Here is a 24,101-nt window from a genome sequence, read left to right as displayed (position 1 = left end):
CGTCAAACGGGTTCATCGACATCTTAACATTCGCAAGATCAACGCCAGAACCGTCAGACTTCACGCGAACCTTCACGTTGTAGTCAATAACCCGCTTTACGGGCACAAGGATCTTCATCGGTTTTTCAACCTCCCGCTCGATCAACCCGCGCTCGCTCGACCGCCATCGCGTTGATCTCTTCCAAAACGCCCGGCCGGACGTCCGTTCCCCCTGTCGGGTGACCGCTCGCCCTGCCGCAAGGACACCTGTCACTGACGGTCGCCGCCCGCAGGTTTCAGCCATCGGGCGGCGACCGTAATGATGCTGTGTTGCGGTGTCAACGGCGCGCTCGGTCGCGCTCAAGAGGACCGGGCGCGGCCCGTTTCAGCCCGCCCGGTCGAACAGCGGCACTCCCCGGCGGCGCATCACCACCACCAGCGCCGCCCCGGCCGCCGCTCCGGCCACATGCGCCCACCAGGCGACCCCTTCCTCGCCATAGCCGAGCGCCATCACCAGCTGAAAACCGATCCAGGCGAGCAGCACCCAGCTCGCCGGCAACCGCAAGGGCACGCGCCCGAGCGCCAGCACCCAGACCCGCACATGTGGATGCAGCACCAGATAGGCGCCGATCACCCCGGCAACGGCGCCGGAGGCGCCAATCAGCGGGATCGTCGAAGCCGGATCGAGCAGCGCATGAGCAAACCCGGCCGCCGCCGCGCACAGGAGGTAGAACACCAGGAACCGGAAATGACCCATGGCGTCCTCGACATTGTCGCCGAAGACCCAGAGAAACAGCATGTTCCCGCCCAGATGCATCCAGCTCCCGTGGACGAAGGCATAACTTACCAGCGAGGCCTTTTCCGGAAACACCACCAGATTCGGTGCAAGATCGCGCAGGTCGAACAGTACCGCCGGTATCAGCCCGTAGGAGAGGCTTGAGGCCTGCATCGCCGGCTCCGACAACCCGCCTTTCTGGACGAACAGGAACACCAGCACGTTGAGCGCGATCAGGCCCCAGGTGACATATTGTCGCCGGACATATTCAAGCCCGTTGTGGTCATGCAAGGGGATGAACATACGCCCCGCCTCATCCTTTGGCCGGCCTTGCCGACCTTGTCACCGGTTCTTGCCGGGCACCCACAGCACATCGCCCGCGCCGCTACCCGCATGATTGACCCAGCGCGCGGCCACGAAGAAGAAATCGGACAGCCGGTTCATGTAGATCACCGCCTGCGGATTGATCGCTTCCCGTTCCGCCAGCGCCGTCATCAGCCGTTCGGCCCGCCGCGCCACGGTACGCGCATGATGCAGATGCGCCGCCGCCGGTGTACCACCCGGCAACACGAAGGAGCGCAGCGGCAACAGCTCGGAATTCAACCGGTCGATCTCCGCCTCCAGCGCTTTCACCTGCCCTGCGGTGATGCGCAGGGGCTCGTAGCCCAGATCCTCGCCGGTGTCCGGCGTCGCCAGATCGGCCCCCAGATCGAACAGATCGTTCTGGATCCGCGCCAGCACCGCATCCAGATCGGGAAACGCTGCCGCTGTCACCAGACGCGCGAGCCCGAGGATCGCGTTGGTCTCGTCCACCGTGCCATAGGCGTCGATGCGCGGATCGTGCTTCACCCGGCGCTCGCCGGAGCCGAGCGCCGTGGTGCCCGCATCGCCGGTCTTGGTATAAATCTTGTTGAGTACGACCATCACCGCCTCCCTGCCGGTTCCCGCCTCACGGCCGGACTCCGGACACATAGAGCAACGCCATCACCAGAACGATGGCCAGGAACTGCAGCCCGACCCGCCAGCGCATCAGGGTCTGCGACCGGGAGGACGAGCCGCCCCGCACCATGTTCCACAAGCCCAGCAGCAGCACCACCGCCACCGCCCCGACAGCGAACGGCACGAGCGTCCGCAATACCTCTCCCATCCTTACGTCCTCTCCTGGAAACAAACCATAAGTGCTCAGCCCCGCCGGCTATTCTTCGGTGCGCGCGGCACGGCGCAACACATGATCGAAGGCGCGGGTGGGCAACAGCCGCTTCACCGTCGCCATCACCTTGGTCGGCAGGGTCACCCGGTAGCGCGGGCGCGGGCGCGGCGCCTCCAGCGCATGAACGAGCTGTTTGACGACCGCACTGGCCGGCAGCTTGAACGGCGAGGGCTCGCCCGCACGCATCCGCGCCAGCCGCCGCTCATAGATGGCGCCAAACCGGGAGCTGGCGATGCCTTCCGGGCCAATCACCCGCTCGAAATTGGCCAGCGCGTTTTCGGTGAAGCGCGTCGCGATCGGCCCGGGCTCGATCAGCGAGACATGAACGCCGGTGCCGGCAAGCTCCAGCCGCAGGGTGTCGCTGTAGCCTTCAAGGGCGAATTTCGAGGCATTGTAGGCACCGCGATAGGGCATGCCGATGAAGCCGAGGATCGAGGAGCATTGCACGATCCGCCCCTGCCCCTCCGCCAGCATCGCCGGCAAGATCGCCCGGGTCAGCGTGTGCCAGCCGATGAAATTCGCCTCGAACAACCCACGCAGGGCCGCGGTCGGCAGGTCCTCCAGCGCCCCGGGAATGGCATAGGCACCATTGTTGAACAGCGCGTCGAGCCGGCCGCCGGTGCGCTCCAACACCGCGCTCGCCGCCGCCGTGATGCTGTCCTCATCCTCATAATCGAGACGGAAGCTCTCAAACCCCTTGTCGCGCAGGATCTCTACATCGGCTTGCGCCCGCGCCGTGGCGATCACGCGCCAGTCCCGGCCGCGCAGCGCATGGGCCGCCGCCCGGCCGATCCCGGAGGAGCAGCCGGTGATCAGAATGATCCGCTGCGGCTGGTCGCTTACGGCCGTCTCTGACCCGGGCATCACTCCGATCTTCCCCTCCCGTTCTGAAGTCAGAGTCCCGTCTCCGGAATTCCTCCAAGGTCAATCGCTCACAGCCAAAGGCCTTTCCCGAGAAAGACCCTTCGTCAGATCGGCTGCCCCGTCAACAGGCGGGGTGCTTCCCCCTGAAGCCCTGCTGCCTGGCGGATGAAGAATTTCTTCAGCGACGGCATCCGGTCGACCAGACCGAGCCCCACATCCCGCACGGCGCGAACACCATCCATATCGTTGGAAAACAGGCGGTTCAAGACATCGGTGACGACACCCATCTGGAAGGTGTCGAACCGCCGCCAGCGCTCATAGCGCTCCAGCACGTCGAGCGCGCCGACATCCTGACCAAGCCGGCGGGCCTCCACCAGCACCTCGGCCAGCGCCGCCACATCCTTGAACCCCAGGTTCAGCCCCTGACCGGCGATCGGGTGAATGCCATGCGCCGCGTCGCCGGCGAGCGCGAAACGCGGCCGCACGAAACTGCGCGCCAGGGTCAGGCCGAGCGGAAATGCATGGCGCGGTCCCTCCAGCGTGATCTTGCCCAGGTGATGACCGAACCGACGCTCCAGCTCCAGTTCGAAGGTGAAATCGTCGCCCTTGACCAGCCGCTCTGCCTCGATCCGCTTTTCCGACCACACCAGCGACGAGCGGTTGCCGGTCAGCGGCAGGATGGCAAAGGGGCCGGAGGGCAGGAAATGCTCCTCGGCCCGACCATGATGCGGGCGCTCGTGTCGCACGGTGGTGACGATGCCCGACTGATCGTATTCCCAGCGCACGGTCTGGATGCCGGCGAGATCACGCAGCCGCGAGCGCACCCCGTCGGCAGCCACCAGCAGCCGTGCCCGGCGCCGGGCGCCCGAGGCCAGTTCCACCTCCACCATGCCGGTGCCCACGGCGAAGTCCCGCACCCCGTCCGGCGCGATCAACTCCACCCCGAGCGCTTCGGCCCGCCGCGACAGCGCCGCCACCATCTGGCCGTTCGGCACCATATGGGCGAAAGGTTCGCCTTCCTCGACCTCGCCGTCGAAGGTCAGGAACACCGGTCGCACCGCATCGCGCAGCTTCGAGTCGGTGACGATCATTTCGGTCATCGGCTGGGCGTGCGGGGCGATCTCGTCCCAGACGCCGAGCTGGTCGAGCATCCGGCTGGCGGCGGCAGCCACCGCCGAGGCGCGCGGATCGGTTTCCAGCGCCGCGCGCGGCCGCTGGTCGACCACCGCCACCGAGATCGCCGGATCCGCCTGTTTCAGCGCCACCCCCAGCGACAGGCCGACATATCCGCCTCCGCCCACCAGCACGTCGAGGGGCGCCGCCGGATCGCCTTGCCTGTCGCCCGCCATCTGGTCGCTTGCCATCTGGATGTCCTTTTCATTCCGGCGACGCGCGCCGCGCCGCCATCTCCTGTCATGTATCCGCGCCGCCGCGCGATTCGCCCGTCCCGCCCGATGATGACGCGTGACCATACGTCAGTCTTGACTTTTCGTCGCGGGCAACCGCACGGTCCCGGGCGCTCCGTCCCGTTACCTCAAAAAAACAGAGGCATTTCCCGATGCGTTCAGCCGTCGACGATCTCCTTTCGATACTCGATTTGGAACCGTTGGAACACAATCTATTCCGCGGCATGAGCCCGCAGGCGGGATGGCAGCGGGTGTTCGGCGGCCAGGTGATCGGTCAGGCGCTGGTGGCCGCCTCCCGCACCGTCCCCGAAGACCGGCCCGTGCATTCCCTGCATGGCTATTTCATGCGGCCGGGCGATCCGGCGGTGCCGATCATCTACGAGGTCGACCGCATCCGCGACGGCGGCAGCTTCACCACCCGCCGGGTGGTGGCGATCCAGCATGGTCACGCGATCTTTTCCATGTCCGCCTCGTTCCAAGTGGTCGAGGGGGGGCTGGAGCACCAGGTCGACATGCCGGACGTGCCGATGCCCGAGGACCTTCCGAGCGAAGCGGAGCTTAAGGAAAAGTTCCTGGCCGTCGCGCCGGAGAGCGTGCGCAAATACTGGGAGCGGGACCGGCCGATCGAGCTGCGCCCGGTCGATCTGACCCATTATTTCAGCCGCAACAAACTGACCCCGGCCCAGAATGTCTGGGTGCGGGCGAGCGCGCCCTTGCCCGATGACAGCCGCATCCATTCCTGCGTGCTCGCCTATGCCTCGGACATGACCCTGCTCGACACCTCGCTGTTCGCCCATGGCACCAGCGTCTTCGATCCGAAGCTGCAGGTTGCCAGCCTCGACCACGCCATGTGGTTCCATCGCCCGTTCCGCGCCGACGAGTGGCTGCTCTATGTGGAAGACAGCCCGTCGGCCTCCGGCGCGCGCGGCTTCACCCGCGGCGCGCTCTACGACCGCGCCGGGCGGCTTGTCGCCTCGGTGGCACAGGAAGGGCTGATCCGCGTGCGTTCGAACAAATGAGGCCGGCGGGACGTGTCGAAGCGCTGTCCCGCCCCCAGCGTCAGGATCCTAGCCGAAGCGGCCGGAAAACCCGGTGATCGCCAGCGGGTTTTCCGCCAGCGCCTGCCGGTCCGGGGTATCGCTGGCGACGCCGCCGGTGAAAGCGGTGAACAGCCTGCGAATGAACTCCTCCGGCAAATCGCGGGTGATGAACACCAGCCGGGTGCGCCGGTCCGCGTCGGGCCAGGCGTCGAGCCGCACCGGCGGATGGAACACATGCTGCACCCCGTGCAGCACCAGCGGCCGCTCCGGATCCTCCACCGTGTGAACGATGCCCTTCATCCGCAGCAGCTTCGGCCCATGGGCCGAGCGTAACAGATCCAGGAACATATCGAGCGCGGCCACCGGCACCGGCGCCTCGCTGGTCAGGGAAAAGGCGCGGATATCCGCGCCGTGCCGGTTGACGTCGTGGGCGTGGCCCCCGTGACCATGACCGTGCGCCTCGCCGTGATGGTGGTGATGCCCGCGATGGTGGGCGTGATCATGATCATGCGCGTGATCGTGTCTGCCCTGCTCTCCCGCATAGGCTTCCGCATTGAGCCAGCGCCGCACATCGGCGGTCTTCGTCTCCGGATCGTAAAGGCCGGTGCCGATCAGGGTCCCGGCCCCGGCCTCGCCCAGCGCCGCGTCGACGACCCGCGCGCCCGGATTGAGCGCGGCGATCCGCCGGCGCAGCGGGCTGGCGGGATCGCGCGCCTGCGCGCCCGCCGCAAGATCGGTCTTGGTCAGCACGATCCGGTCGGCGACCGCCACCTGCTTGACCGCTTCCTCCTGGGCATCGAGGGTTGCCAGCCCATTGACCGCATCGACCAAGGTCACCACCCCGTCGAGACGGTAGCGCATCACCAGATAGGGATGCTGCATCACCGTGTGCAGCACCGGCGCCGGATCGGCGAGGCCGGTGGTCTCGATCACCACCCGGGCGAGCCGCTCGGTCCGGCCATTGTCGACCCGGCGCAAGAGATCTTCCAGCGTCGTCACCAGATCGCCGCGAATGGTGCAGCACAGGCAGCCGGAGGAGAGCTCGATGATGCCCTCGCCGCTGCCTTCCACGAAAAGGTGATCGAGCCCGACCTCCCCGAACTCGTTGATGATCACCGCCGTATCGGCCAGCGCCGGATCGCGCAGCAGGGCGTTCAGCAGGGTCGTCTTGCCGGCGCCGAGAAAGCCGGTGATCACGGTCAGCGGGATCGGCGGCTTGGGACCGCGCGCGGGTGCGCCGCCGGTGGCAGGTTCGGTCACGTCAGGCTCCTTGTATCGGATCGGGGTCGCACCGCGCTCAAGGGCGCGGGCTGGGCACCGGCACCAGCAACAGCGGCTGGCCGTTGAAGATCGCCCCAGGCGCCGGACCGGCGGCCGCTTTGCCGGCCTTCTCCGCGCCCATCGGCACGAGCGAGGCCGCGGCCGGTCCCAGCGGCTTCACCTTGGGCGTCGGCACATCCACCACCTTGAGGGTCGAGCCGGCCCCGGCCGGAGCCGAAGGCAGGGCACTGCCACCTGATGTGCCGATGCCGACGGGGATCACCTGCAGCGCTTGCCGGCGCGGGCCGATCGCCTGGTCCATCACCTTGGCCCAGTCGGTCTTGCCATCGGCCTTGAGCGGCACGCCCTCGGCAGCCGGCGCCGCCATGGCCGGCATCACGCCGCGCCGGATGCGCCCGCCTTCGATATCCTCGCTGAACAGCGCCATCAGCGGCGAGCGCTTGGTGCTCTTCTTGCCGAAGCGGGCGAGCAATTCCTCCGCCGTCGGGCGGGGGTTGCGCTTGCAGTATTTGTCGGCCGGCGGCCCGCCGGACACGCCGGTGAGCTGCTCGATCGACCGGCCACGGCGGCTATCGAACCCCTTGTCGATCAACTCGCGCGCAAACGCCACCCGCTCCACGCCCGAGGCCGCGCCCAGAATGACGGCGATCACCGTCCGGTTGCCCCGGGTTGCCGACACCGCGACATTGAGGCCCGAGTTACAGATGTACCCGGTCTTCATTCCGTTCGCGCCCGGCACCCGGAGCAGGAACTCGCGATTGGCCGACTTCAGCGTGCGCTTGCCGACGCGAATGCCGCCATGGCTGAAGTAGCTCCGGTATTGCGGATATTCTCGCCAGATCACGCGCGCGAGCAGCGCCAGATCGCGAGCGGAACTCACCTGCCGGTTGTCGGGCAACCCGTGCGGATTGACGAAATGGGTCGCGCTCATGCCAAGCCGGCGCGCCTCCGCATTCATCATCGCGATAAAGGCCGGTTCCGAACCGCCGATCGCCTCGGCCACCGCCACGGCAATATCATTCGCGGACTTCACCAGCAGCATCTTCAGCGCATTGTCGAGGGTCAGCTGGGTGCCCGGTTTGAAGCCCATCTTGCTGGGCGGTTCCGCGTGGGCGTTGGCGGAGACCACGACAGCGGAATTCATGCTGGCGCGGCCAGCGCCAATGGCCCGAAAGGTCACATAGGCGGTCATCAGCTTGGTGATTGAGGCCGGATACCATTGCCGCCGCGCTTGCTTCTGCTCAAGCACCGCGCCGCTCTCTGCATCGATGACGATCCAGGCGGCAACCTCCGCCCGCGCCGGGGCGGCACTGAACACAGCCGCCAGGCCCAACCCGGCGCAAATCACCAGCGCGCCGGCAGCGCGACGCGCACCCTGAAGTCGTTCCAGACCTGCCTTCACACTTTCCAGCACGGTGGTTCCGTCCTTCACGCTGTTGCGTTTTCGCCCTGCCCGCTTTCCCTCCTTCTTACCCGATCTTGCCGATAAAATCCAAGAATCCGCTGAAACCGCTGTACCGAAACGCCGGACGTCCTTGGCAGATCGCACGACGCATCGTCCTTGGATCGGCGGCAGACGGGTTCGCGTGACAGCTTTCGCCCAGAAAAAATGCAACTGCCGAAATTTCAGGCACTCTGACGGCTGACCGCCAGAGCCACTCCCGCCGTCTGCCCAGCGTGCGGGCAGACGTATCCCCGCCGCGCACCTTGCGCCGCAAACTGGCCCCGCTCTTGCTACGTGCCTTCAAAGCACCGCCGCCCCATGCACGCACCGGATCAGGAACGCCGATGACCGCCCGTCCCACCCCGCGCCCGCAGATCTCACCAAGGGAGGTTCCGGCCTCGCCGCAGCTGCAACGGGTCGAGGGACGCGCGCGGGTGACCTTTTGCCGCCACGGCGACCACACCCGCCTCGACCGTCTCGAACAAGGCGGCTCGGCCCGGGTCCGCCTGCCGAAAACTCACACCGAGGTTCCGGTCGCCGTGCTCCTCAACACCGCCGGCGGCCTCACCGGCGGAGACCGGCTGACCTATGACGCAGCGGTGGGGGACGGAGCCCATGCCATCGTCACCACCCAGGCGGCGGAACGGATCTACCGGCGCCTGTCCGGCACGGCCCGGGTCGACAACCGGGTAACGGTCGGCGCCGGCGCACTACTGGAATGGCTGCCGCAGGAAACCATTCTGTTCGACCGGGCCGGTCTTGCCCGCAGCTTTTCCGCCGATCTCGCCCCGGAGGGACGCATGCTGGCGGTGGAAAGCCTGCTGCTCGGCCGTGCCGCCATGGGTGAGAGCGTGCGCCAGCTCACCTTCCGCGACCGGTGGCGCATCCGCCGTGACGGACGGCTTTTCTTCGCCGAGGACAGCCGCATCGAGGGCAATGCCACCGACATCATGTCCGGCCCGGCGACCGCCGCCGGCGGGCGGGCCTTTGCCACCCTGATCGACTGCCGGCCGGATGCGGAGGCACAGCTCCGCGCCGCCCGCGACCTGGCCCTCAGCCTTGAAGACGGCGATCTCGGCATCGGCGCCAGCGCGCTGCCCGGGGTGCTGATCCTGCGCTTCATCGCCATGACCGGGCAGGCGCTGCGCGAGGGGTTGATCCGGTTTCTGGAAAGCTGGCGCGCCGCGCCGCTGCCGCGCACCTGGCATTGCTGACAAGGCGGGAGACACCATGCGACTGACACCGAGGGAAAAAGACAAGCTGCTGCTGGCGATGGCCGCCGAGGTCGCGCGCAAACGGCTGGCGCGCGGGGTCAAGCTGAACCACCCCGAAGCGGTGGCCCTGATTTCCGAATTCGTCGTCGAGGGCGCCCGCGACGGGCGCTCGGTCGCCGATCTGATGGCCGCCGGCGGCCGCGTCTTGACCCGCGATCAGGTGATGGAAGGCATCGCCGAGATGATCGACGACGTTCAGGTCGAGGCGACCTTTCCCGACGGCACCAAGCTCGTCACCGTCCATCACCCGATCCGCTAGGAGGAAACCGCCATGATCCCCGGAGAGCTGTTTCCCGCCGCAGGCGAGATCGAACTCAACAAGGGACGCAGCCCAACCGAACTGGAGGTCGCCAACACCGGGGACCGGCCGGTGCAGGTCGGCTCCCACTACCATTTCGCCGAGACCAATCCGGCGCTGTCCTTCGACAGGAGCGCGGCGCGGGGCATGCGTCTCGACATTCCCGCCGGCACCGCGATCCGCTTCGAACCCGGCCAGACCCGAAAAATCGCGTTGATCCCTTATGTTGGGGATCGCACAATCCATGGTTTCAATGGCAAGGTGATGGGCGCACTCTAGGCGAACGCCCCCTGCCACGAAAGGAACCTTCCGTGATCCGCAAGCTGCCTCTCGTCATCGCCCTTGCCGCCCCGCTGGCCACCCTGGCCGGCGCTTCCGCGAATGCCCAGCCCAAGGTCGATTGCGCCGCCCCGGTCACCCAGATGGAAATGACCTATTGCGCCGAGCTGGACTGGCAGGCCGCCGACAAGGAGCTGAACGCCGCCTACGCCACCGCCATGGCCGCCATGCGCCAGACCGACAGCTATCTCGACGGGTCGATGAAGGGCGCCGCCGATGCGCTCAAGGCCGCCCAGCGCGCCTGGATCCCGTTCCGCGACAATGCCTGTGCCTCCTATGGCTTTCTCGCCCGGGGCGGCACCATGGAACCGATGCTGATCTACCAGTGCCGCGCCGACCTGACGCGGCAGCGGACGGCGGATCTGAAGGAGCTGGCCACCGGCCTCGGCAACTGACCGGTCGCGGTCCGTTTCGGACCGCCCCGCCCATCCTGGAGACCCTGATGCCCCATATGATGTCCCGCGCCGCCTATGCGGACATGTTCGGTCCCACCACCGGCGACCGGATCCGCCTTGCCGACACGGAGTTGATCATCGAGGTGGAGAAGGATTTCACCATCCATGGCGAGGAGGTGAAATTCGGCGGCGGCAAGGTGATCCGCGACGGCATGGGCCAGTCCCAGCGCAGCCGGGCGGAGGGCGCGGTCGACACGGTGATCACCAATGCGCTGATCATCGACCACACCGGCATCTACAAGGCCGATATCGGCCTGACCGACGGGCGCATCTCCGGCATCGGCAAGGCCGGCAACCCGGACATCCAGCCCGGGGTCGATATCGTCATCGGCCCCGGCACCGAAGCGATTGCCGCCGAAGGCAAGATCGTCACCGCCGGCGCGCTCGACGTGCATATCCACTTCATCTGCCCGCAGCAGATCGAGGAAGCGCTGATGTCCGGCGTGACCACCATGGTCGGAGGCGGCACCGGCCCGGCGACCGGCACCAACGCCACCACCTGCACCCCCGGCGCCTGGCACATCGGCCGCATGCTGCAGGCGGCGGATGGCTATCCCATGAACCTGGCCTTTGCCGGCAAGGGCAACGCCTCGCTTCCCGCAGCTCTTGAGGAGCAGGTGCTGGGCGGCGCCGCCGCGCTGAAGCTGCACGAGGACTGGGGCACGACACCGGCGGCCATCGACTGCTGCCTGGCGGTGGCCGATGCCCATGACATCCAGGTAATGATCCACACCGACACGCTGAACGAGTCCGGCTTCGTGGAAAACACCACCGCCGCCTTCAAGGGCCGCACCATCCATGCCTTCCACACGGAAGGGGCCGGCGGCGGCCATGCGCCGGACATCATCCGCCTGTGCGGCGAGCCGAATGTCATTCCCTCCTCCACCAACCCGACCCGTCCCTATACGGCGAACACCATCGACGAGCATCTCGACATGTTGATGGTCTGCCACCACCTCGACGGATCGATTCCGGAGGATGTCGCCTTCGCCGAAAGCCGGATCCGCCGCGAGACCATCGCCGCGGAGGACATTCTTCACGACATGGGGGCGTTCTCGATCATCGCGTCGGACAGCCAGGCCATGGGCCGGGTCGGCGAGGTGCTCATCCGCACCTTCCAGACTGCCCACAAGATGAAGCAGCAGCGCGGCCGGCTGGCCGGGGAGACCGGCGAGAACGACAATCTCCGGGTCCGGCGCTACATCGCCAAGGTCACCATCAACCCGGCCATCGCCCATGGACTTTCCGCCCATGTGGGGTCGGTCGAAACCGGCAAGCTCGCCGATCTGGTGATCTGGGATCCCGCCTTCTTCGGCGTCAAACCGGATCTGGTGCTCAAGCTCGGCAGCATCGCCGCCGCGCCGATGGGCGATCCCAATGCCTCGATCCCGACGCCGCAGCCGGTGCACTACCGTCCGATGTTCGCCGGCCTCGGACCAGCGGCGGCCCAGTCTGCCGTGACCTTCGTCTCCCAGGCCGCCCTGGACGATGGCATCAAGGAACGTCTCGGGCTGGAAAAGGCGGTGCTGCCGGTCACCAACACGCGGGGCGGGCTTTCCAAGAGGTCGATGATCCTCAACGATGCCCTGCCGACCATCGAGGTCGACCCGGAAACCTACGAGGTGCGTGCCGATGGTGCATTGCTGACCTGCGAACCGGCCACTGTGCTGCCGATGGCACAGCGGTATTTTATGTTCTAACCAACTAGGGTTTCGGCGCCGGGCGCGACATGTTCTGCCCGTCCCGATCCATTCGCAATGAAAGGACCTTCATGTACACGGTCATCGGATATCCCCGCACGCGGGCCATGCGCGTCATCTGGATGCTGGAGGAGCTCGGCGAGCCCTATGAGCTGATCCCGGCCATGCCCCAGAGCAACGAGGTGCGGGCGCTGAACCCGTCCGGCAAGGTGCCGGTGCTGAAGGATGGCGCCTTCGCCATCACCGATTCCGTGGCGATCTGCCAGTATCTCGCCGACAAGCACGGCAAGCTCACCTTTTCCGCCGGAACGCCGCAACGCGCCCGGCAGGACAGCATCACCCAGTTCGTCGTCGATGAGATCGAGGGCGCGCTCTGGACCGCCGCCAAGAACACCTTCATTCATCCCGAAGAGATGCGCGTGCCCGAGATCAAGCGCGTCTGCCGCATGGAATTCGACACAGCGATGCGGCGGCTGGAGGAAAAGCTCGGTAGCAACAGCTATGTCATGGGCGAGAACCTCACCGTCCCCGATATCCTGATCGGCCATGCGGTCGGCTGGGCCCGGGTCGCCAAGTTCGATGTGCCGGACACGGGACCGCTGGCCAGCTATTTCGAACGGCTGCTTTCCCGCCCCGCCTTCCTCCGGGCGATGGCGCGCGGCGAAGAGGCGGTGGCGTGAACCGGGTCGCGGCGATCCTGCCGGCCGGAAGCTGGGAGGGCGCACCAGTGGACAGCATTCTGCTCGATCGGGAAGACCGGCACCGTCGCCGCGCCGTCCTCGACTGCGCCGGCGGCACCCGGGTGCTGCTCGACCTGCCCCAGGCGCGGCACCTGCACCACGGCGACGGTCTGCAATTGGAGGACGGGCGCATCGTCGCCATCCTCGCCGCCGCCGAGGATCTGGTGGAGATCGAGGCGGCGAGCGCGGATGCGCTGGTCCGCATCGCCTGGCATCTGGGCAATCGCCACCTTCCGGTGCAACTGCTGCCCGGCGCCCTGCGCATTCGCCGCGATCATGTGATCGAGGACCTGGTCGCCCGGCTCGGCGGGCGGATGACTGCGCTGGCCGCTCCGTTCGATCCGGAAAGCGGCGCCTATGGCGGGGCGGGCGCGCACGGCCACGATAGCCATTCCCACGGCGGCCCCCATCACCCGCCGCATGCCCCCCCGGACACCCATGACCATCAGCCGGACCGGTGAGGCCACCGGCCCGGCCGGATATCTCTACCCGCTGCTGGCCTGGATGTCGCCGGCCTTCCCGATCGGCGCCTACACCTACAGCCACGGGCTGGAATGGGCGGTCGAGGAGGGAACCGTGCGCGATGCCGGGACACTGGAGGCCTGGCTCCGCGACGTGCTGCATCACGGCGCCGGCCGCACCGACGCCATCCTGCTGGCCCGCGGACAGGCGGCGGCGCACGCTGGCGATACGGCCACCTTTCGCGATCTGCTCGACCTGTCGCTGGCGCTGCAGCCCAGCTCCGAACGGCGGCTGGAAACCACGGCCCAGGGCGACGCCTTCATCGCCGCCGTTGCCGCCGCCTGGCCACCGGCTGGCGACGGACCACCACAACGCCTGTTCGCCGACCTCACTGCCGGACCGCAAGCGATCCCGCGTGGAGACTGGAGCTACCCGTTGGCGCTGGCCCTTGCCGCCGCCGCCTGGCAGATGCCGCCCGGTCCGGTCGTCACCGCCTGTCTTCAGGCCTTCACCGCCAACCTCATTTCCGCTGCCGTGCGCGCCGTGCCGCTCGGCCAGACCGCCGGCCAGACCGTGCAGCAGCGGCTTGCCCCGGCGGTCGCCGCGCTTGCCGATCTGGCGCTGACGGCACCGGTGGAGGAGATCGGCGGCTGCGCCTTTGCCGCCGATATCGCCTCCATGCGCCATGAGACCCAATACACGCGGCTGTTCCGTTCATGAGCCGCCGCACCCCTTCCATCGCCACCGCTCTCGCGCTTCCCCGGCCCCGCGCCGCAACCGACACTCCCAGATCAGCTTTCGGAGGTTTCAGATGATCCATCCAAACGGCCCCTTGCGCGTCGGCATCGGCGGTCCCGTCGGGTCCGGCAAGACCGCTCTCATGGACGCCTTGTGCAAGGCCCTGCGCGACCGGTTCCAGCTCGCCGCGATCACCAACGATATCTACACCCGCGAGGACGCGGAGTTTCTGACCCGCTCCGGCGCCCTGCCAGCCGAGCGCATTCGCGGGGTGGAAACCGGCGGCTGTCCGCATACGGCGATCCGCGAGGACGCCTCCATCAACCTGGCCGCCATTGCCGATCTTGACGCCGCCTTTCCCGATCTCGATCTGGTGCTGATCGAATCCGGCGGCGACAATCTCGCCGCCACCTTCTCGCCGGAGCTTGCCGATCTCACCATCTATGTCATCGACGTGTCCGCCGGCGACAAGATCCCGCGCAAAGGCGGGCCGGGCATCACCCGGTCGGACCTTCTGGTGATCAACAAGACCGATCTGGCGCCCCTGGTCGGCGCCTCGCTGGAGGTGATGGACCGGGATGCCGCCATGATGCGCAAGGGCCGCCCCTTCGTCTTCACCAATGTCCGCGACGGCACCGGGGTGGAAAGCGTCACCCGCTTCGTCACCGAACGCGGCGGATTGCGGCCCAGGAGCTGATGCAGGGCGCAAGGGCCGCCCCTCTTGACCGACCGGACCCGACCGGCGCGCGCTGCCTCATCCCCCATGTCCTTGAAACCGGACGTTTTCCAAATCCGGTGCAAAACCCGAGCACAATCTGACGCAGGGTTTTCCGCGCCCGCCCTCACCCTTCCCTTGGGTAGGATCCCGAACCTACGAAAGAACGAGCGGGTCGCGGTGGACGTGCTATGCCGCGATCCTCATAATGCGCTCGACCATCAGGGCCGGACCGCGAGGCAGCCGGCTGCTATACAATTTGGGAGGGTCCGTATGTCCGAAACACTTTATCCGGTTCCGGCGGACATTGCCGCCGCCGCCTACATCGACGACGCCAAGTATCAGGAAATGTACAAGGCATCGATCACCGACCCGGACGGGTTCTGGGGCGAGCATGGCAAGCGCATCGACTGGATCAAGCCGTTCACGAAGGTGAAGAACACCTCATACGACCCGCACAACGTGTCGATCAAATGGTTCGAGGACGGCACCTTGAACGTCTCGGCCAACTGCGTCGACCGGCATCTGGAGACCCGGGGCGACAAACCGGCGATCATCTGGGAGGGAGACGATCCGTCGGAGCACAAGGTCATCACCTACCGCGAGCTCCATGCGGAGGTGAACAAATTCGCCAACGTGCTGCACGCCATGGGCGTGAAGAAGGGCGATCGGGTCACGCTCTACCTGCCGATGATCCCCGAGGCCGCCTATGCGATGCTCGCCTGTGCCCGGCTCGGCGCGATCCATTCCATCGTCTTCGGCGGCTTTTCCCCCGACAGCCTGGCGCAGCGGATTTCGGGCTGCGATTCCAAGGTGGTCGTCACCGCCGACGAGGGCCTGCGCGGCGGCCGCAAGGTGCCGCTGAAGGCCAATGTCGACAAGGCCCTGGAAACGCTCGATGTCGACAAGGTGGTCGTGGTCCGGCGCACCGGCGGCGACGTGTCGATGACCGAAGGGCGCGACGTCTGGTACCATGACGAGGCGGAGCGGGTCTCCGATCATTGCGAGCCGGTGGAAGTGAACGCGGAGGATCCGCTGTTCATTCTTTACACCTCCGGCTCGACCGGCCAGCCCAAGGGTGTGCTGCACACCAGCGGCGGCTACCTGGTCTACGCCTCGATGACCCATCAATACGTCTTCGACTGCAAGGACGACGACATCTACTGGTGCACGGCCGATGTGGGCTGGGTCACCGGCCATTCCTACATCGTCTATGGCCCGCTCGCCAACGGTGCCACCACCTTGATGTTCGAGGGCATCCCCTCCTACCCCAGCCCGTCCCGCTTCTGGGATGTGGTCGACAAGCACAAGGTGTCGATCTTCTACACCGCGCCGACAGCGATCCGCGCCCTGATGGGCGCCGGCGTCGAGCATGTGGAGAAGACCGACCGCTCGTCGCTGCGGATTCTCGGATCGGTCGGCGAGCCGATCAATCCGGAAGCCTGGCAGTGGTACTACGATCATGTCGGCAACAAGCGCTGCCCGATCGTCGACACCTGGTGGCAGACCGAGACCGGCGGCATCCTGATCACGCCGCTGCCCGGCGCCACCGCCCTGAAACCGGGCTCGGCGACCCGCCCGTTCTTCGGCGTCCAGCCGGCGCTGGTCGACGCGGAAGGCCAGATCCTCGAAGGCGCGACCGAAGGCAATCTGGTGCTGCTCGACAGCTGGCCGGGGCAGATGCGCACGGTCTATGGCGACCACGAGCGCTTCGTGCAGACCTATTTCTCCACCTATCAGGGGATGTATTTCTCCGGAGACGGCTGCCGCCGCGATGAGGACGGCTATTACTGGATCACCGGCCGGGTCGACGATGTCATCAACGTCTCCGGCCACCGCATGGGCACGGCGGAAGTGGAATCGGCGCTGGTCGCCCATCCCAAGGTGTCCGAGGCCGCCGTCGTCGGCTATCCGCATGACCTCAAGGGCCAGGGCATCTATGTCTACGTCACCCTGATGGATGGCGAGGAGCCGAGCGAGGAGCTCGCCAAGGAGCTGCGCGGCTGGGTGCGGCAGGAAATCGGCCCGATCGCCTCGCCGGACCTGATCCAGTTCGCCCCCGGACTGCCGAAGACCCGCTCGGGCAAGATCATGCGGCGGATCCTGCGCAAGATCGCCGAGGACAGCTTCGACAATCTCGGCGACACCTCGACCCTGGCCGATCCGGCGGTGGTCGAGGACCTGATCGAGAACCGGCAGAACCGGGCCTGATACGGAGGGTCGCCGCCGGGGCCATCCCGGCGGCGGTGCCCGACCATCACCAGGTCCTGCGAACGACAAAACCGGCGGGCCGTACGGCCCGCCGGTTTTTGTTGCGCCCCCGCATTGCCTCCCCGCCTTCAGCGGATCAGGAAGGTGGATTTGATCTGATTGGCGATCTTGGCGAATTCGGCGATCAGCGCCGCATTGCTGTCGGCCTTGTAGTAATCGGCGGCGGAAGAGGCGCAGGCGCGCATCAGCTTGTCGGCGCTCGACCCGCTGGCAATCTGAAAGCCGACGGTGATGACCTTGATGCCCGAGGCCTTGATTGCCGTGCACAGCGCCTGCGCCCGGTCATCGGAGGCATTGCTGCTTTGGGCGATCCAGTCGTAATTGGTCCAGTTCACCTTCCGCGGGCCGAACACGGTGTTGAAATTTCCATCGGTCATGATGACGAGATATTTCAGCACACGCTGATCCGAATAACTCGCCGGCTTGGAGCCGGTTGGCCACAGCGAGGCCCAGTTGGCCGACAGGGCATACCAGCCCCAGGCGATCCCGGTCTGGCCGGCGGTGTTGCCGCGCGCCTGCAGATTGGCGATCTCATAAAGCAGGGTCCCCGACCGGGATGCGCTCCCCGGATCGCGCGTCAGGGGCACCAGCGCCGAATTCGGGCAGATGTAGCTGCTCGAATAGATCAGGTTGCCATCCCACCTGACGAAGCGCCCGCGCTTGTAGCTGTATTGGTTGGTACCCGGACCGACCGGCGCCGTGGTGTAGCTGGCATCCGTCGCCGCCTCAATCCCCGTCCGTTCCGACACGCAGTAAGGATAGCTCGAGCGGCTGGCGTTTGCGCCGGCCGTCGCCAGGCTTGCGCGGGTGTTGCCGATATTCACCCCGGTGGCGTAGGGCACGAGCGCGATCCGCATCTTCTCGTTGCTGCCGACCGTCTCCGGCGGGATCAGGGTGTTGACGAAGCCGGCCGCCGCATCCTGTAGCGCTTCAATCTTGCTGCCGCCCATCGAGCCGGTCACATCGACCACCAGCGCCGCTTCGATGCTCTTGGGGTAAATCGCCTGCGCCGAAACCGCCACCTCCAGCTTGTCGGGCCCAAGCCCGGCCAGGCCGATGAAATAAGTCGGCACGCTGGAGCTGGCGGACACCTGCACACGCCGCGCGAGCGAATCGACCACCGGCTCATCGACCACCACCTCGACGCCGGGAATGAGGGAGCCGGCCGCATTCGCACCGAAATAGGCCGCGTAGTTGGAATCGAGATAGGCCTTGATTTCCGCCGCGCTCATGTTGCGCACCGACAGTTCCCGGGCCACCGCCAGCATCGCCGCATCAAGGCTCTGGGAAATGCCCTGCTTCTGATTGATCGCCCGGGCGAAATCGAGCCCCGCGCCAGCAACCACGATCAGAAAGACCAGTACGATCGCCACCAGCGGCAACACCGCGCCGCGCCGGTCGCCGCCAAAACGGCGAACCAGGCGCCGACCGCACCTGGACACGGGTTTGTCGCTCACACCGCTTTTCCTCTTCACCTCGTCACGCCCGGCCCTGTTCTTCCGGCGCCTGCCGCCGCCGGTACACTGCCACACCGGCGCTGCCGCAGCGTTAAGATCCCGAACCGGGAACAGATCAACTTCGCGAAGAGGTTAGCAAACGGCTAACGGGTTCACCCGCTGTGGGCCTAAGGCCACGGTCCACCCGATCACGGCTCCAGTTCGGTGTCCCAGTAGAGGAAGTCGAGCCAGCTGTCGTGCAGGTAGTTGGGCGGGAAGAGGCGGCCATTCCGGTGCAGGTCCTGAACCGTCGGCGGGAACGGCATCTGCATCGGCCACATGCCGATTTCGGCACAGGATTTGTTGGCTTTTCTGAGATTGCAGGGAGAGCAGGCGGTGATCACATTGGCCCAGGTGGTCTGTCCACCCTTCGAGCGGGGCACGAGATGATCGAAGGTCAGTTCGTCGCGGGCGCCGCAATATTGGCACTGAAATCTGTCGCGAAGGAAAACGTTGAAACGGGTAAAGGCGGGAAAACGACTTGGCTTGATGTAACTCTTGAGACTGACGACGCTGGGAAGCCGGAACTCGCTACTCGGACTTCGGACAACATGGTCATATTCCGAGACGATGTTGACCCGATCGAGGAAAACGGCCTTGACCGCATCCTGCCATGCCCACAGGGACAGCGGATAATAGGCGAGTGGACGATAGTCCGCGTTAAGCACCAGGGCCGGATGAGCACCTGGAGAGACGGCGACGTTCACACCTTCGCTCCTCATGCATAAGTCCGCCGACATCACGCAACGACGTTGCGTCTCCCGACGTCCCCCATAGTGTAGAGCGACAGTGACAGTCTTGTGAAGCCCGCAAAAAAGACAAGCGGGCAGCGGTTTTTTCACCGCTGCCCGCTCCGTTTCTCATGAAAGTCTTATCTGGCTCAGATCGAAGCCTTTGAAAAACAAATAGCTCTTCGAGCTGAACCGGTGCCACCGCGTCAAGTCGACGCGGAAACGGCTCAGGCGGTCGGCCAATCGCGAATATCGACGAAATGACCGGCGATCGCCGCCGCCGCCGCCATTGCCGGCGACACCAGATGGGTGCGGCCCTTGAAGCCCTGCCGACCCTCGAAGTTGCGGTTCGAGGTGGAGGCACAGCGCTCGCCCGGCTCCAGCTTGTCGGCGTTCATCGCCAGACACATGGAACAGCCCGGCTCGCGCCATTCGAAGCCGGCTTCGCGGAAGATCTTGTCGAGGCCTTCGGCTTCCGCCTGCGCCTTGACCAGACCGGAGCCCGGAACGACCATGGCGCTGACGCCGTCCTTGACCTTGTGTCCGCCAATCACCTTGGCGGCGGCGCGCAGATCCTCGATCCGGCCGTTGGTGCAGGAGCCGATGAACACCCGATCGATGGCGATGTCGGTGATCGGCGTACCCGCCTCAAGGCCCATGTACTGCAGCGCCCGGCGCTTGGAGGCGCGGCGGTTCTCGTCCGCGATCTCTTCCGGATCCGGCACACACCCAGTCACCGAAATGACGTCCTCGGGGCTGGAGCCCCAGGTGACGATCGGCGGCAGGTTGGCGGCATCGAGCCGGATCTCCCTGTCGAAGGTCGCGCCCTCGTCGGTGAACAGCGTCTTCCAATAAGCCACGGCCTGGTCCCAGGCAGCGCCCTTCGGCGCCTTCGGCCGGCCCTGAATATATTCGAAGGTCTTCTCGTCCGGCGCAATCAGGCCGGCGCGGGCACCAGCCTCGATCGACATGTTGCAGACGGTCATCCGCCCTTCCATGCTGAGCGCGCGGATCGCTTCGCCGGCGTATTCGATCACATGGCCGGTGCCGCCGGCGGTGCCGATCTCGCCGATGATGGCCAGGATGATGTCCTTCGCGGTGACGCCGTCGGGCAATTCGCCGTCGACGGTCACCCGCATGTTCTTGGCCTTCTTCTGGATCAGCGTCTGGGTGGCGAGCACATGCTCCACCTCCGAGGTGCCGATGCCGTGGGCCAGCGCGCCGAAGGCGCCATGGGTCGAGGTGTGGCTGTCGCCGCAAACGATGGTCATGCCCGGCAGGGTAAAGCCCTGTTCCGGACCGACGATATGAACAACGCCCTGACGCTGGTCGGTCTCGCTGTAATACTCGATGCCGAATTCGCCGGCGTTCTTCGCCAGCGTGTCGACCTGCAGGGCCGATTCCGGATCGTCGATGCCATGGCTGCGGTCGGTCGTCGGCACGTTGTGGTCGACCACCGCCAGCGTCTTGGCCGGCTGGCGCACGGCGCGCCCGGTCATGCGCAGACCTTCGAAGGCCTGCGGGCTGGTCACTTCGTGCACCAGGTGGCGGTCGATGTAGAGCAGGGCCGTGCCATCGTCCTGCGTGTCGACGACATGGTCGTCCCAGATCTTGTCGTAGAGGGTTCTCGACGTGCTCATCGGTGTCTCCTTGGGAACAGGGGGAATGCGGGCCGGATGCGCCGGCCGGGGCTCGCGGGCGGATCAGCCGGCGAGCCGCGTCCCGTACGCCGCGCTCAGCCTGGCGTGGAAGCGCGAGGGCAGACGTCGCCGGTCCTGCATCACGACGCGCGATGCAAGGCGCGTGGCCAGGAAGGCCCGCCTGTCGCGTGTTGATATGCCCGTGATCCGCATCCGCTCCAAACCTTTGGGTGGATCTATCGCACCCACGCCCTTCAATGGCGCAGAAACGCGATCCGGGTCAAGATTGGAGTTGTCGCAAATGCGCCCCCAGGCGGTCAAACCAGCCTCCCCGACCCGACAATTTATCGCGATTGCCGCCAGAACCGGCGCTCCCGCCCCGCAAGGCCTTGGCGCTAGCGCATCAGATCCGGCAGGAAGAGCACCAGCGTCGGCACCGCCGCCAGCAGCGCCAGCCGCACCACATCGGCGACGACGAACGGCAGGATGCCGCGGAAGATCGTCGACAGCGGCACGTCCGGCAGCACCGTTTTCAGCACGAAGACGTTGAGACCGACCGGCGGGGTGATCAGACTGATCTCGGTGACCACCACGACGATGATGCCGAACCACACCAGATCGTAGCCGAGCCCGGCCATGACGGGCGCAAAGATCGGCACGGTCAGGAGCACCATCGACAGGCTTTCCAGCACCATGCCGAGGCAGAGATAGACCATCAGCACCGCCGCCAGGATCGCCCAGGCCGGCAGATCGGAGGCCCGCGCCATAGAGGACAGAAAGTCGGGCAACCCGGCGATGTTGACGAAATTGGAAAAGATCAGCGCCCCGATCAGCACCATGAACATCATGGTGGTCGTCGCCGCCGTGTCGGCCAGCGTTTCCAGGAGATTGCGCAAGGTCAGCCGCCGCCGGGCCAGCGCGATAACGAAGGCGCCGGTGGCGCCGATGCCCGCCGCCTCGGTGGCGGTGAAGATGCCGGCATAAATGCCCCCGATCACCAAGACGAACAGGCCGAGGATCCCGGCAACCCCGCCGAGCGCGGCGAACCGGTCGCGATAGCCCATCCGCTCGGCGCGCGGGCCCGCCTCCGGACGACGCCAGCACACCACCTGCACCGCCGCCATATAACCGAGAACGCCGAGTAGGCCGGGCACGATGCCGGCGATGAACAGCCGGGCGATGTCCTGCTGGGCGGTCACGCCATAGAGCACCAGAATGACACTCGGCGGAATGAGGATGCCCAGCGTGCCGCCGGCGGCGATCACCCCGCTGGCGAGCCCGTCGTCATAGCGGTAGCGGCGCATCTGCGGCAGCGCCACCTTGCCCATGGTCGCCGCCGTTGCCAGCGAGGAGCCGCACACCGCCGAGAAGCCGCCGCAAGCGACCGCCGTGGCCATCGCAAGACCGCCGCGCCGGTGCCCCAGCCAGGCATGACAGGCAGCGTAGAGCTCGTCCGACAGCCCGGCCCGCGTCACCAGATTGCCCATCAGCACGAACAGCGGCACCACCGAAAGCGGATAGGACAGGCCGGTATCGAAGGTGGTCTGGCCGACGATGGTCATCGCCGGCTGGAAGCCGAGGATCACCGCAAGGCCGAGACCGCCGACGGCGGCCATCGCCATGGCGATGGGCACGCCGGCGAACATCACGATCAGGAGGATGACAAGGCCGGGAAGCCAGGTTTCCATGGCAGAAAGGTCCAGGTTTCAGCGCCGAAACAGCACGAGAAGGGCGGCAAGCGCGGACAGGGCGGCCAGCACCGCCATCACGGCGGCCACGGGGCCGAGCGGGATCTTCAGGTTGACGGTGGTGTCGCCATACTCGGTGAAGTCGATGGCCAGCAGCCCCAGCCGCCAGGCCAGCACCGCCAGCACCAGGAGCACCACCACCCCGGCCAGAACGGCAAGGCCCCGACGGAGCACGGCGGGCAACCGGCTGGTCACCAGATCGACGGTGACATGTTCGCGGCGAAAGGTGACGATCGGCAGGCCGATGAACACCACCAGCGCCAGCAGCACCTCGGTCAGTTCATAGGCGCCGGCAAGCGGCGCGTTGAAGACATAGCGCCCGACCACATCGACAAAGGTGACGATCATCATCACCAGCAGCAGCAGAGACGCGGCGAGCCGCAAGCCCCAGGCGAGCACTCCGGCAACGCCCCCGGGATCGCCCGACCCCGGGGTTCTGGTGGGAGAGGCGCTCATTCGGCCGCGTTGACTTCCGCCCGCAGCATTTCCAGCGCCGCCTTGCCGTCGATGCCCCGTTCCTGCGCGGCGGCAAGGAAGCCGTCCTCGATGCCGGCCAGCGCCTCGGCCAGTTCCGCCGTCATGGCTTCGTCGGCCTCGGTCAGGGTCACACCCTTCGCGGTCATCACGGCAAGCCCGGCCTCATCCGCCGCATCCCATGCGGCGCCCGCCAGCCGCGCCATCGCCTCGCCGGAGACGCTGTCGATCGCCGCCTTGTCCTCATCGGACAGCCGGTTCCAGGTCTTGGCGTTCATGACCACGAAGAAGGAGGTGTTGTAGAGCCCGCCGGGCACCGACACCCCGTGCCGGATAACCTCCTCGATGCGGAAGAACGGAACGGATTCGGCGGGAAACAGGATGCCATCGGCCACGCCGTTGGCGAGAATTTCATAGACCTGCGGCGAGGGCGCCGGAACACCGACCATGCCGAGCCGCTCGGCCACTTCGGCAACGATACCGCCACCGATCCGCATCTTCAGGCCAGCTGCATCTGCCAGCTTCGCCACCGGCTTGGCGGTGGTGTAGATCATGCCCGGACCATGGGTGAAGACGGTCAGAACCTTGACACCCTTGTGCTCCTCCGCCTTGGCGAGCATCGCCTCATGCACCTTCCAGTAGGCGACGGACAGCGCCTCGGCGCTGTCGGACAGGAACGGGCCCTCGACCAGCGGCGTCAGCTTGAAACGGCCCGGCGTGTAACCATGCACGCCATAGCCGATATCGGCAGCGCCGGAACGGATCAGGTCGAACTGTGCCGGCGGCTTGCCGATCGGCGAGGACATGATCTCCACCTTGACCCGGCCGTCCGTTGCCGTCTCCACCTGCTTGCCCCAGGGGGCGAGGATGTCCTTGACGATCGGATGCGACGGCGGAAGCCAGTTCGAAACCCGCAAGGTGGTGTCGGCAAAAGCCGCCGGTGCCAGACCGAGCGTGACCGCCGTCGCCAGCGCTGCAATGACTTTCCGCATGAAGTTCCCTCTCCTTGGTATCGTTCCGC

General features: G+C 66.5%; 24 protein-coding genes and 1 pseudogene. 11 read left to right on the top strand and 14 right to left on the bottom strand.

Features of this window, described 5'->3' with window-relative positions:
* From LC062_RS15760 to LC062_RS15735, 6 genes and pseudogenes are all read right to left on the bottom strand, one after another.
* A pseudogene (locus LC062_RS15760) lies at window positions 1-118 on the bottom strand (electron transfer flavoprotein subunit beta/FixA family protein); the annotation flags it as partial.
* A gap of 246 nt (window positions 119-364) precedes the next feature.
* Window positions 365-1,057 carry a rhomboid family intramembrane serine protease gene (locus LC062_RS15755; RefSeq protein ID WP_224911981.1) on the bottom strand — a complete coding sequence of 231 codons (693 nt, stop codon included), beginning with the start codon at window positions 1,055-1,057 and terminating at the stop codon, window positions 365-367.
* 39 nt (window positions 1,058-1,096) lie between these two features.
* Window positions 1,097-1,678 (bottom strand): cob(I)yrinic acid a,c-diamide adenosyltransferase, encoded by a 582-nt coding sequence (locus tag LC062_RS15750; RefSeq protein ID WP_224911980.1) that lies wholly within the window; start codon window positions 1,676-1,678, stop codon window positions 1,097-1,099.
* A gap of 25 nt (window positions 1,679-1,703) precedes the next feature.
* Entirely contained in the window at window positions 1,704-1,901 is a 198-nt protein-coding gene (locus LC062_RS15745; protein WP_181761048.1) for a twin transmembrane helix small protein, read from the bottom strand.
* 48 nt (window positions 1,902-1,949) lie between these two features.
* The gene (locus LC062_RS15740) at window positions 1,950-2,828 is read right to left on the bottom strand and encodes an SDR family oxidoreductase (RefSeq protein ID WP_224911979.1); all 879 of its coding nucleotides are present in this window, start codon (window positions 2,826-2,828) and stop codon (window positions 1,950-1,952) included.
* A 104-nt stretch (window positions 2,829-2,932) separates the two neighbouring features.
* The gene (locus tag LC062_RS15735; RefSeq protein ID WP_224911994.1) at window positions 2,933-4,177 is read right to left on the bottom strand and encodes a ubiquinone biosynthesis hydroxylase; all 1,245 of its coding nucleotides are present in this window, start codon (window positions 4,175-4,177) and stop codon (window positions 2,933-2,935) included.
* Window positions 4,178-4,386: 209 nt separating this feature from the next.
* Between LC062_RS15735 and tesB the strand changes: the two genes are divergently transcribed.
* Complete coding sequence (gene tesB, locus LC062_RS15730) at window positions 4,387-5,253, top strand: acyl-CoA thioesterase II (RefSeq protein WP_224911978.1); 867 nt, start codon at window positions 4,387-4,389, stop codon at window positions 5,251-5,253.
* 48 nt (window positions 5,254-5,301) lie between these two features.
* On the opposite strand, the gene LC062_RS15725 is transcribed toward tesB, so the two are convergent.
* Both LC062_RS15725 and LC062_RS15720 read right to left on the bottom strand, forming a co-directional pair.
* Entirely contained in the window at window positions 5,302-6,534 is a 1,233-nt protein-coding gene (locus tag LC062_RS15725) for a CobW family GTP-binding protein (RefSeq protein WP_224911977.1), read from the bottom strand.
* Between the two features lie 37 nt (window positions 6,535-6,571).
* Complete coding sequence (locus LC062_RS15720; RefSeq protein WP_224911976.1) at window positions 6,572-7,987, bottom strand: D-alanyl-D-alanine carboxypeptidase family protein; 1,416 nt, start codon at window positions 7,985-7,987, stop codon at window positions 6,572-6,574.
* Window positions 7,988-8,343: 356 nt separating this feature from the next.
* Here LC062_RS15720 and LC062_RS15715 point away from each other — a divergent pair, with 356 nt between their 5' ends.
* The 10 genes from LC062_RS15715 to acs all read left to right on the top strand — a co-directional run bounded on the left by LC062_RS15715 (window position 8,344) and on the right by acs (window position 16,931).
* The gene (locus LC062_RS15715) at window positions 8,344-9,213 is read left to right on the top strand and encodes an urease accessory protein UreD (protein WP_224911975.1); all 870 of its coding nucleotides are present in this window, start codon (window positions 8,344-8,346) and stop codon (window positions 9,211-9,213) included.
* Between the two features lie 16 nt (window positions 9,214-9,229).
* The gene (locus LC062_RS15710) at window positions 9,230-9,532 is read left to right on the top strand and encodes an urease subunit gamma (RefSeq protein ID WP_181761052.1); all 303 of its coding nucleotides are present in this window, start codon (window positions 9,230-9,232) and stop codon (window positions 9,530-9,532) included.
* 12 nt (window positions 9,533-9,544) lie between these two features.
* Window positions 9,545-9,850 (top strand): urease subunit beta, encoded by a 306-nt coding sequence (locus LC062_RS15705; protein ID WP_224911974.1) that lies wholly within the window; start codon window positions 9,545-9,547, stop codon window positions 9,848-9,850.
* A 32-nt stretch (window positions 9,851-9,882) separates the two neighbouring features.
* On the top strand, window positions 9,883-10,305 hold the full coding sequence (locus LC062_RS15700; protein WP_224911973.1) for a lysozyme inhibitor LprI family protein: 423 nt from the start codon (window positions 9,883-9,885) through the stop codon (window positions 10,303-10,305).
* A 47-nt stretch (window positions 10,306-10,352) separates the two neighbouring features.
* Window positions 10,353-12,065 carry an urease subunit alpha gene (gene ureC / locus LC062_RS15695; protein WP_224911972.1) on the top strand — a complete coding sequence of 571 codons (1,713 nt, stop codon included), beginning with the start codon at window positions 10,353-10,355 and terminating at the stop codon, window positions 12,063-12,065.
* Between the two features lie 71 nt (window positions 12,066-12,136).
* Window positions 12,137-12,745: a glutathione S-transferase family protein gene (locus tag LC062_RS15690; RefSeq protein WP_224911971.1), complete on the top strand. Its 609-nt coding sequence runs from the start codon at window positions 12,137-12,139 to the stop codon at window positions 12,743-12,745.
* Entirely contained in the window at window positions 12,742-13,266 is a 525-nt protein-coding gene (locus LC062_RS15685; protein WP_224911970.1) for an urease accessory protein UreE, read from the top strand. The genes LC062_RS15690 and LC062_RS15685 overlap by 4 nt, the downstream gene beginning before the upstream one ends.
* Entirely contained in the window at window positions 13,244-13,987 is a 744-nt protein-coding gene (locus LC062_RS15680; protein WP_224911969.1) for an urease accessory protein UreF, read from the top strand. Before LC062_RS15685 ends, LC062_RS15680 begins: the two co-directional genes overlap by 23 nt.
* 91 nt (window positions 13,988-14,078) lie before the next feature.
* Entirely contained in the window at window positions 14,079-14,702 is a 624-nt protein-coding gene (gene ureG, locus LC062_RS15675) for an urease accessory protein UreG (RefSeq protein WP_224911968.1), read from the top strand.
* 291 nt (window positions 14,703-14,993) lie between these two features.
* Complete coding sequence (gene acs, locus LC062_RS15670; RefSeq protein WP_224911967.1) at window positions 14,994-16,931, top strand: acetate--CoA ligase; 1,938 nt, start codon at window positions 14,994-14,996, stop codon at window positions 16,929-16,931.
* 128 nt (window positions 16,932-17,059) lie between these two features.
* Here the strand turns inward: acs and LC062_RS15665 are convergent, their stop codons facing one another.
* The 6 genes from LC062_RS15665 to LC062_RS15640 all read right to left on the bottom strand — a co-directional run bounded on the left by LC062_RS15665 (window position 17,060) and on the right by LC062_RS15640 (window position 24,072).
* Window positions 17,060-18,448, bottom strand: a complete 1,389-nt coding sequence (locus tag LC062_RS15665) for a pilus assembly protein TadG-related protein (RefSeq protein WP_224911966.1) — start codon at window positions 18,446-18,448, stop codon at window positions 17,060-17,062.
* A gap of 188 nt (window positions 18,449-18,636) precedes the next feature.
* Complete coding sequence (locus LC062_RS15660; protein WP_224911965.1) at window positions 18,637-19,194, bottom strand: HNH endonuclease; 558 nt, start codon at window positions 19,192-19,194, stop codon at window positions 18,637-18,639.
* A gap of 251 nt (window positions 19,195-19,445) precedes the next feature.
* Complete coding sequence (leuC, locus tag LC062_RS15655) at window positions 19,446-20,858, bottom strand: 3-isopropylmalate dehydratase large subunit (protein WP_224911964.1); 1,413 nt, start codon at window positions 20,856-20,858, stop codon at window positions 19,446-19,448.
* A gap of 395 nt (window positions 20,859-21,253) precedes the next feature.
* The gene (locus tag LC062_RS15650) at window positions 21,254-22,546 is read right to left on the bottom strand and encodes a TRAP transporter large permease (RefSeq protein ID WP_224911963.1); all 1,293 of its coding nucleotides are present in this window, start codon (window positions 22,544-22,546) and stop codon (window positions 21,254-21,256) included.
* Between the two features lie 18 nt (window positions 22,547-22,564).
* Window positions 22,565-23,062, bottom strand: coding sequence for a TRAP transporter small permease (locus LC062_RS15645; RefSeq protein ID WP_224911962.1), 498 nt, complete (start codon window positions 23,060-23,062; stop codon window positions 22,565-22,567).
* On the bottom strand, window positions 23,059-24,072 hold the full coding sequence (locus tag LC062_RS15640) for a TRAP transporter substrate-binding protein (RefSeq protein ID WP_224911961.1): 1,014 nt from the start codon (window positions 24,070-24,072) through the stop codon (window positions 23,059-23,061). Before LC062_RS15640 ends, LC062_RS15645 begins: the two co-directional genes overlap by 4 nt.
* Window positions 24,073-24,101 lie beyond the last annotated feature (29 nt).

The organism is Stappia indica (assembly GCF_020177335.1).
GTDB classification, from domain to species: domain Bacteria; phylum Pseudomonadota; class Alphaproteobacteria; order Rhizobiales; family Stappiaceae; genus Stappia; species Stappia indica_B.
The sequence above is the reverse complement of the archived record's forward strand: the minus strand, read 5'-3'. Positions and strand labels throughout refer to the sequence as shown.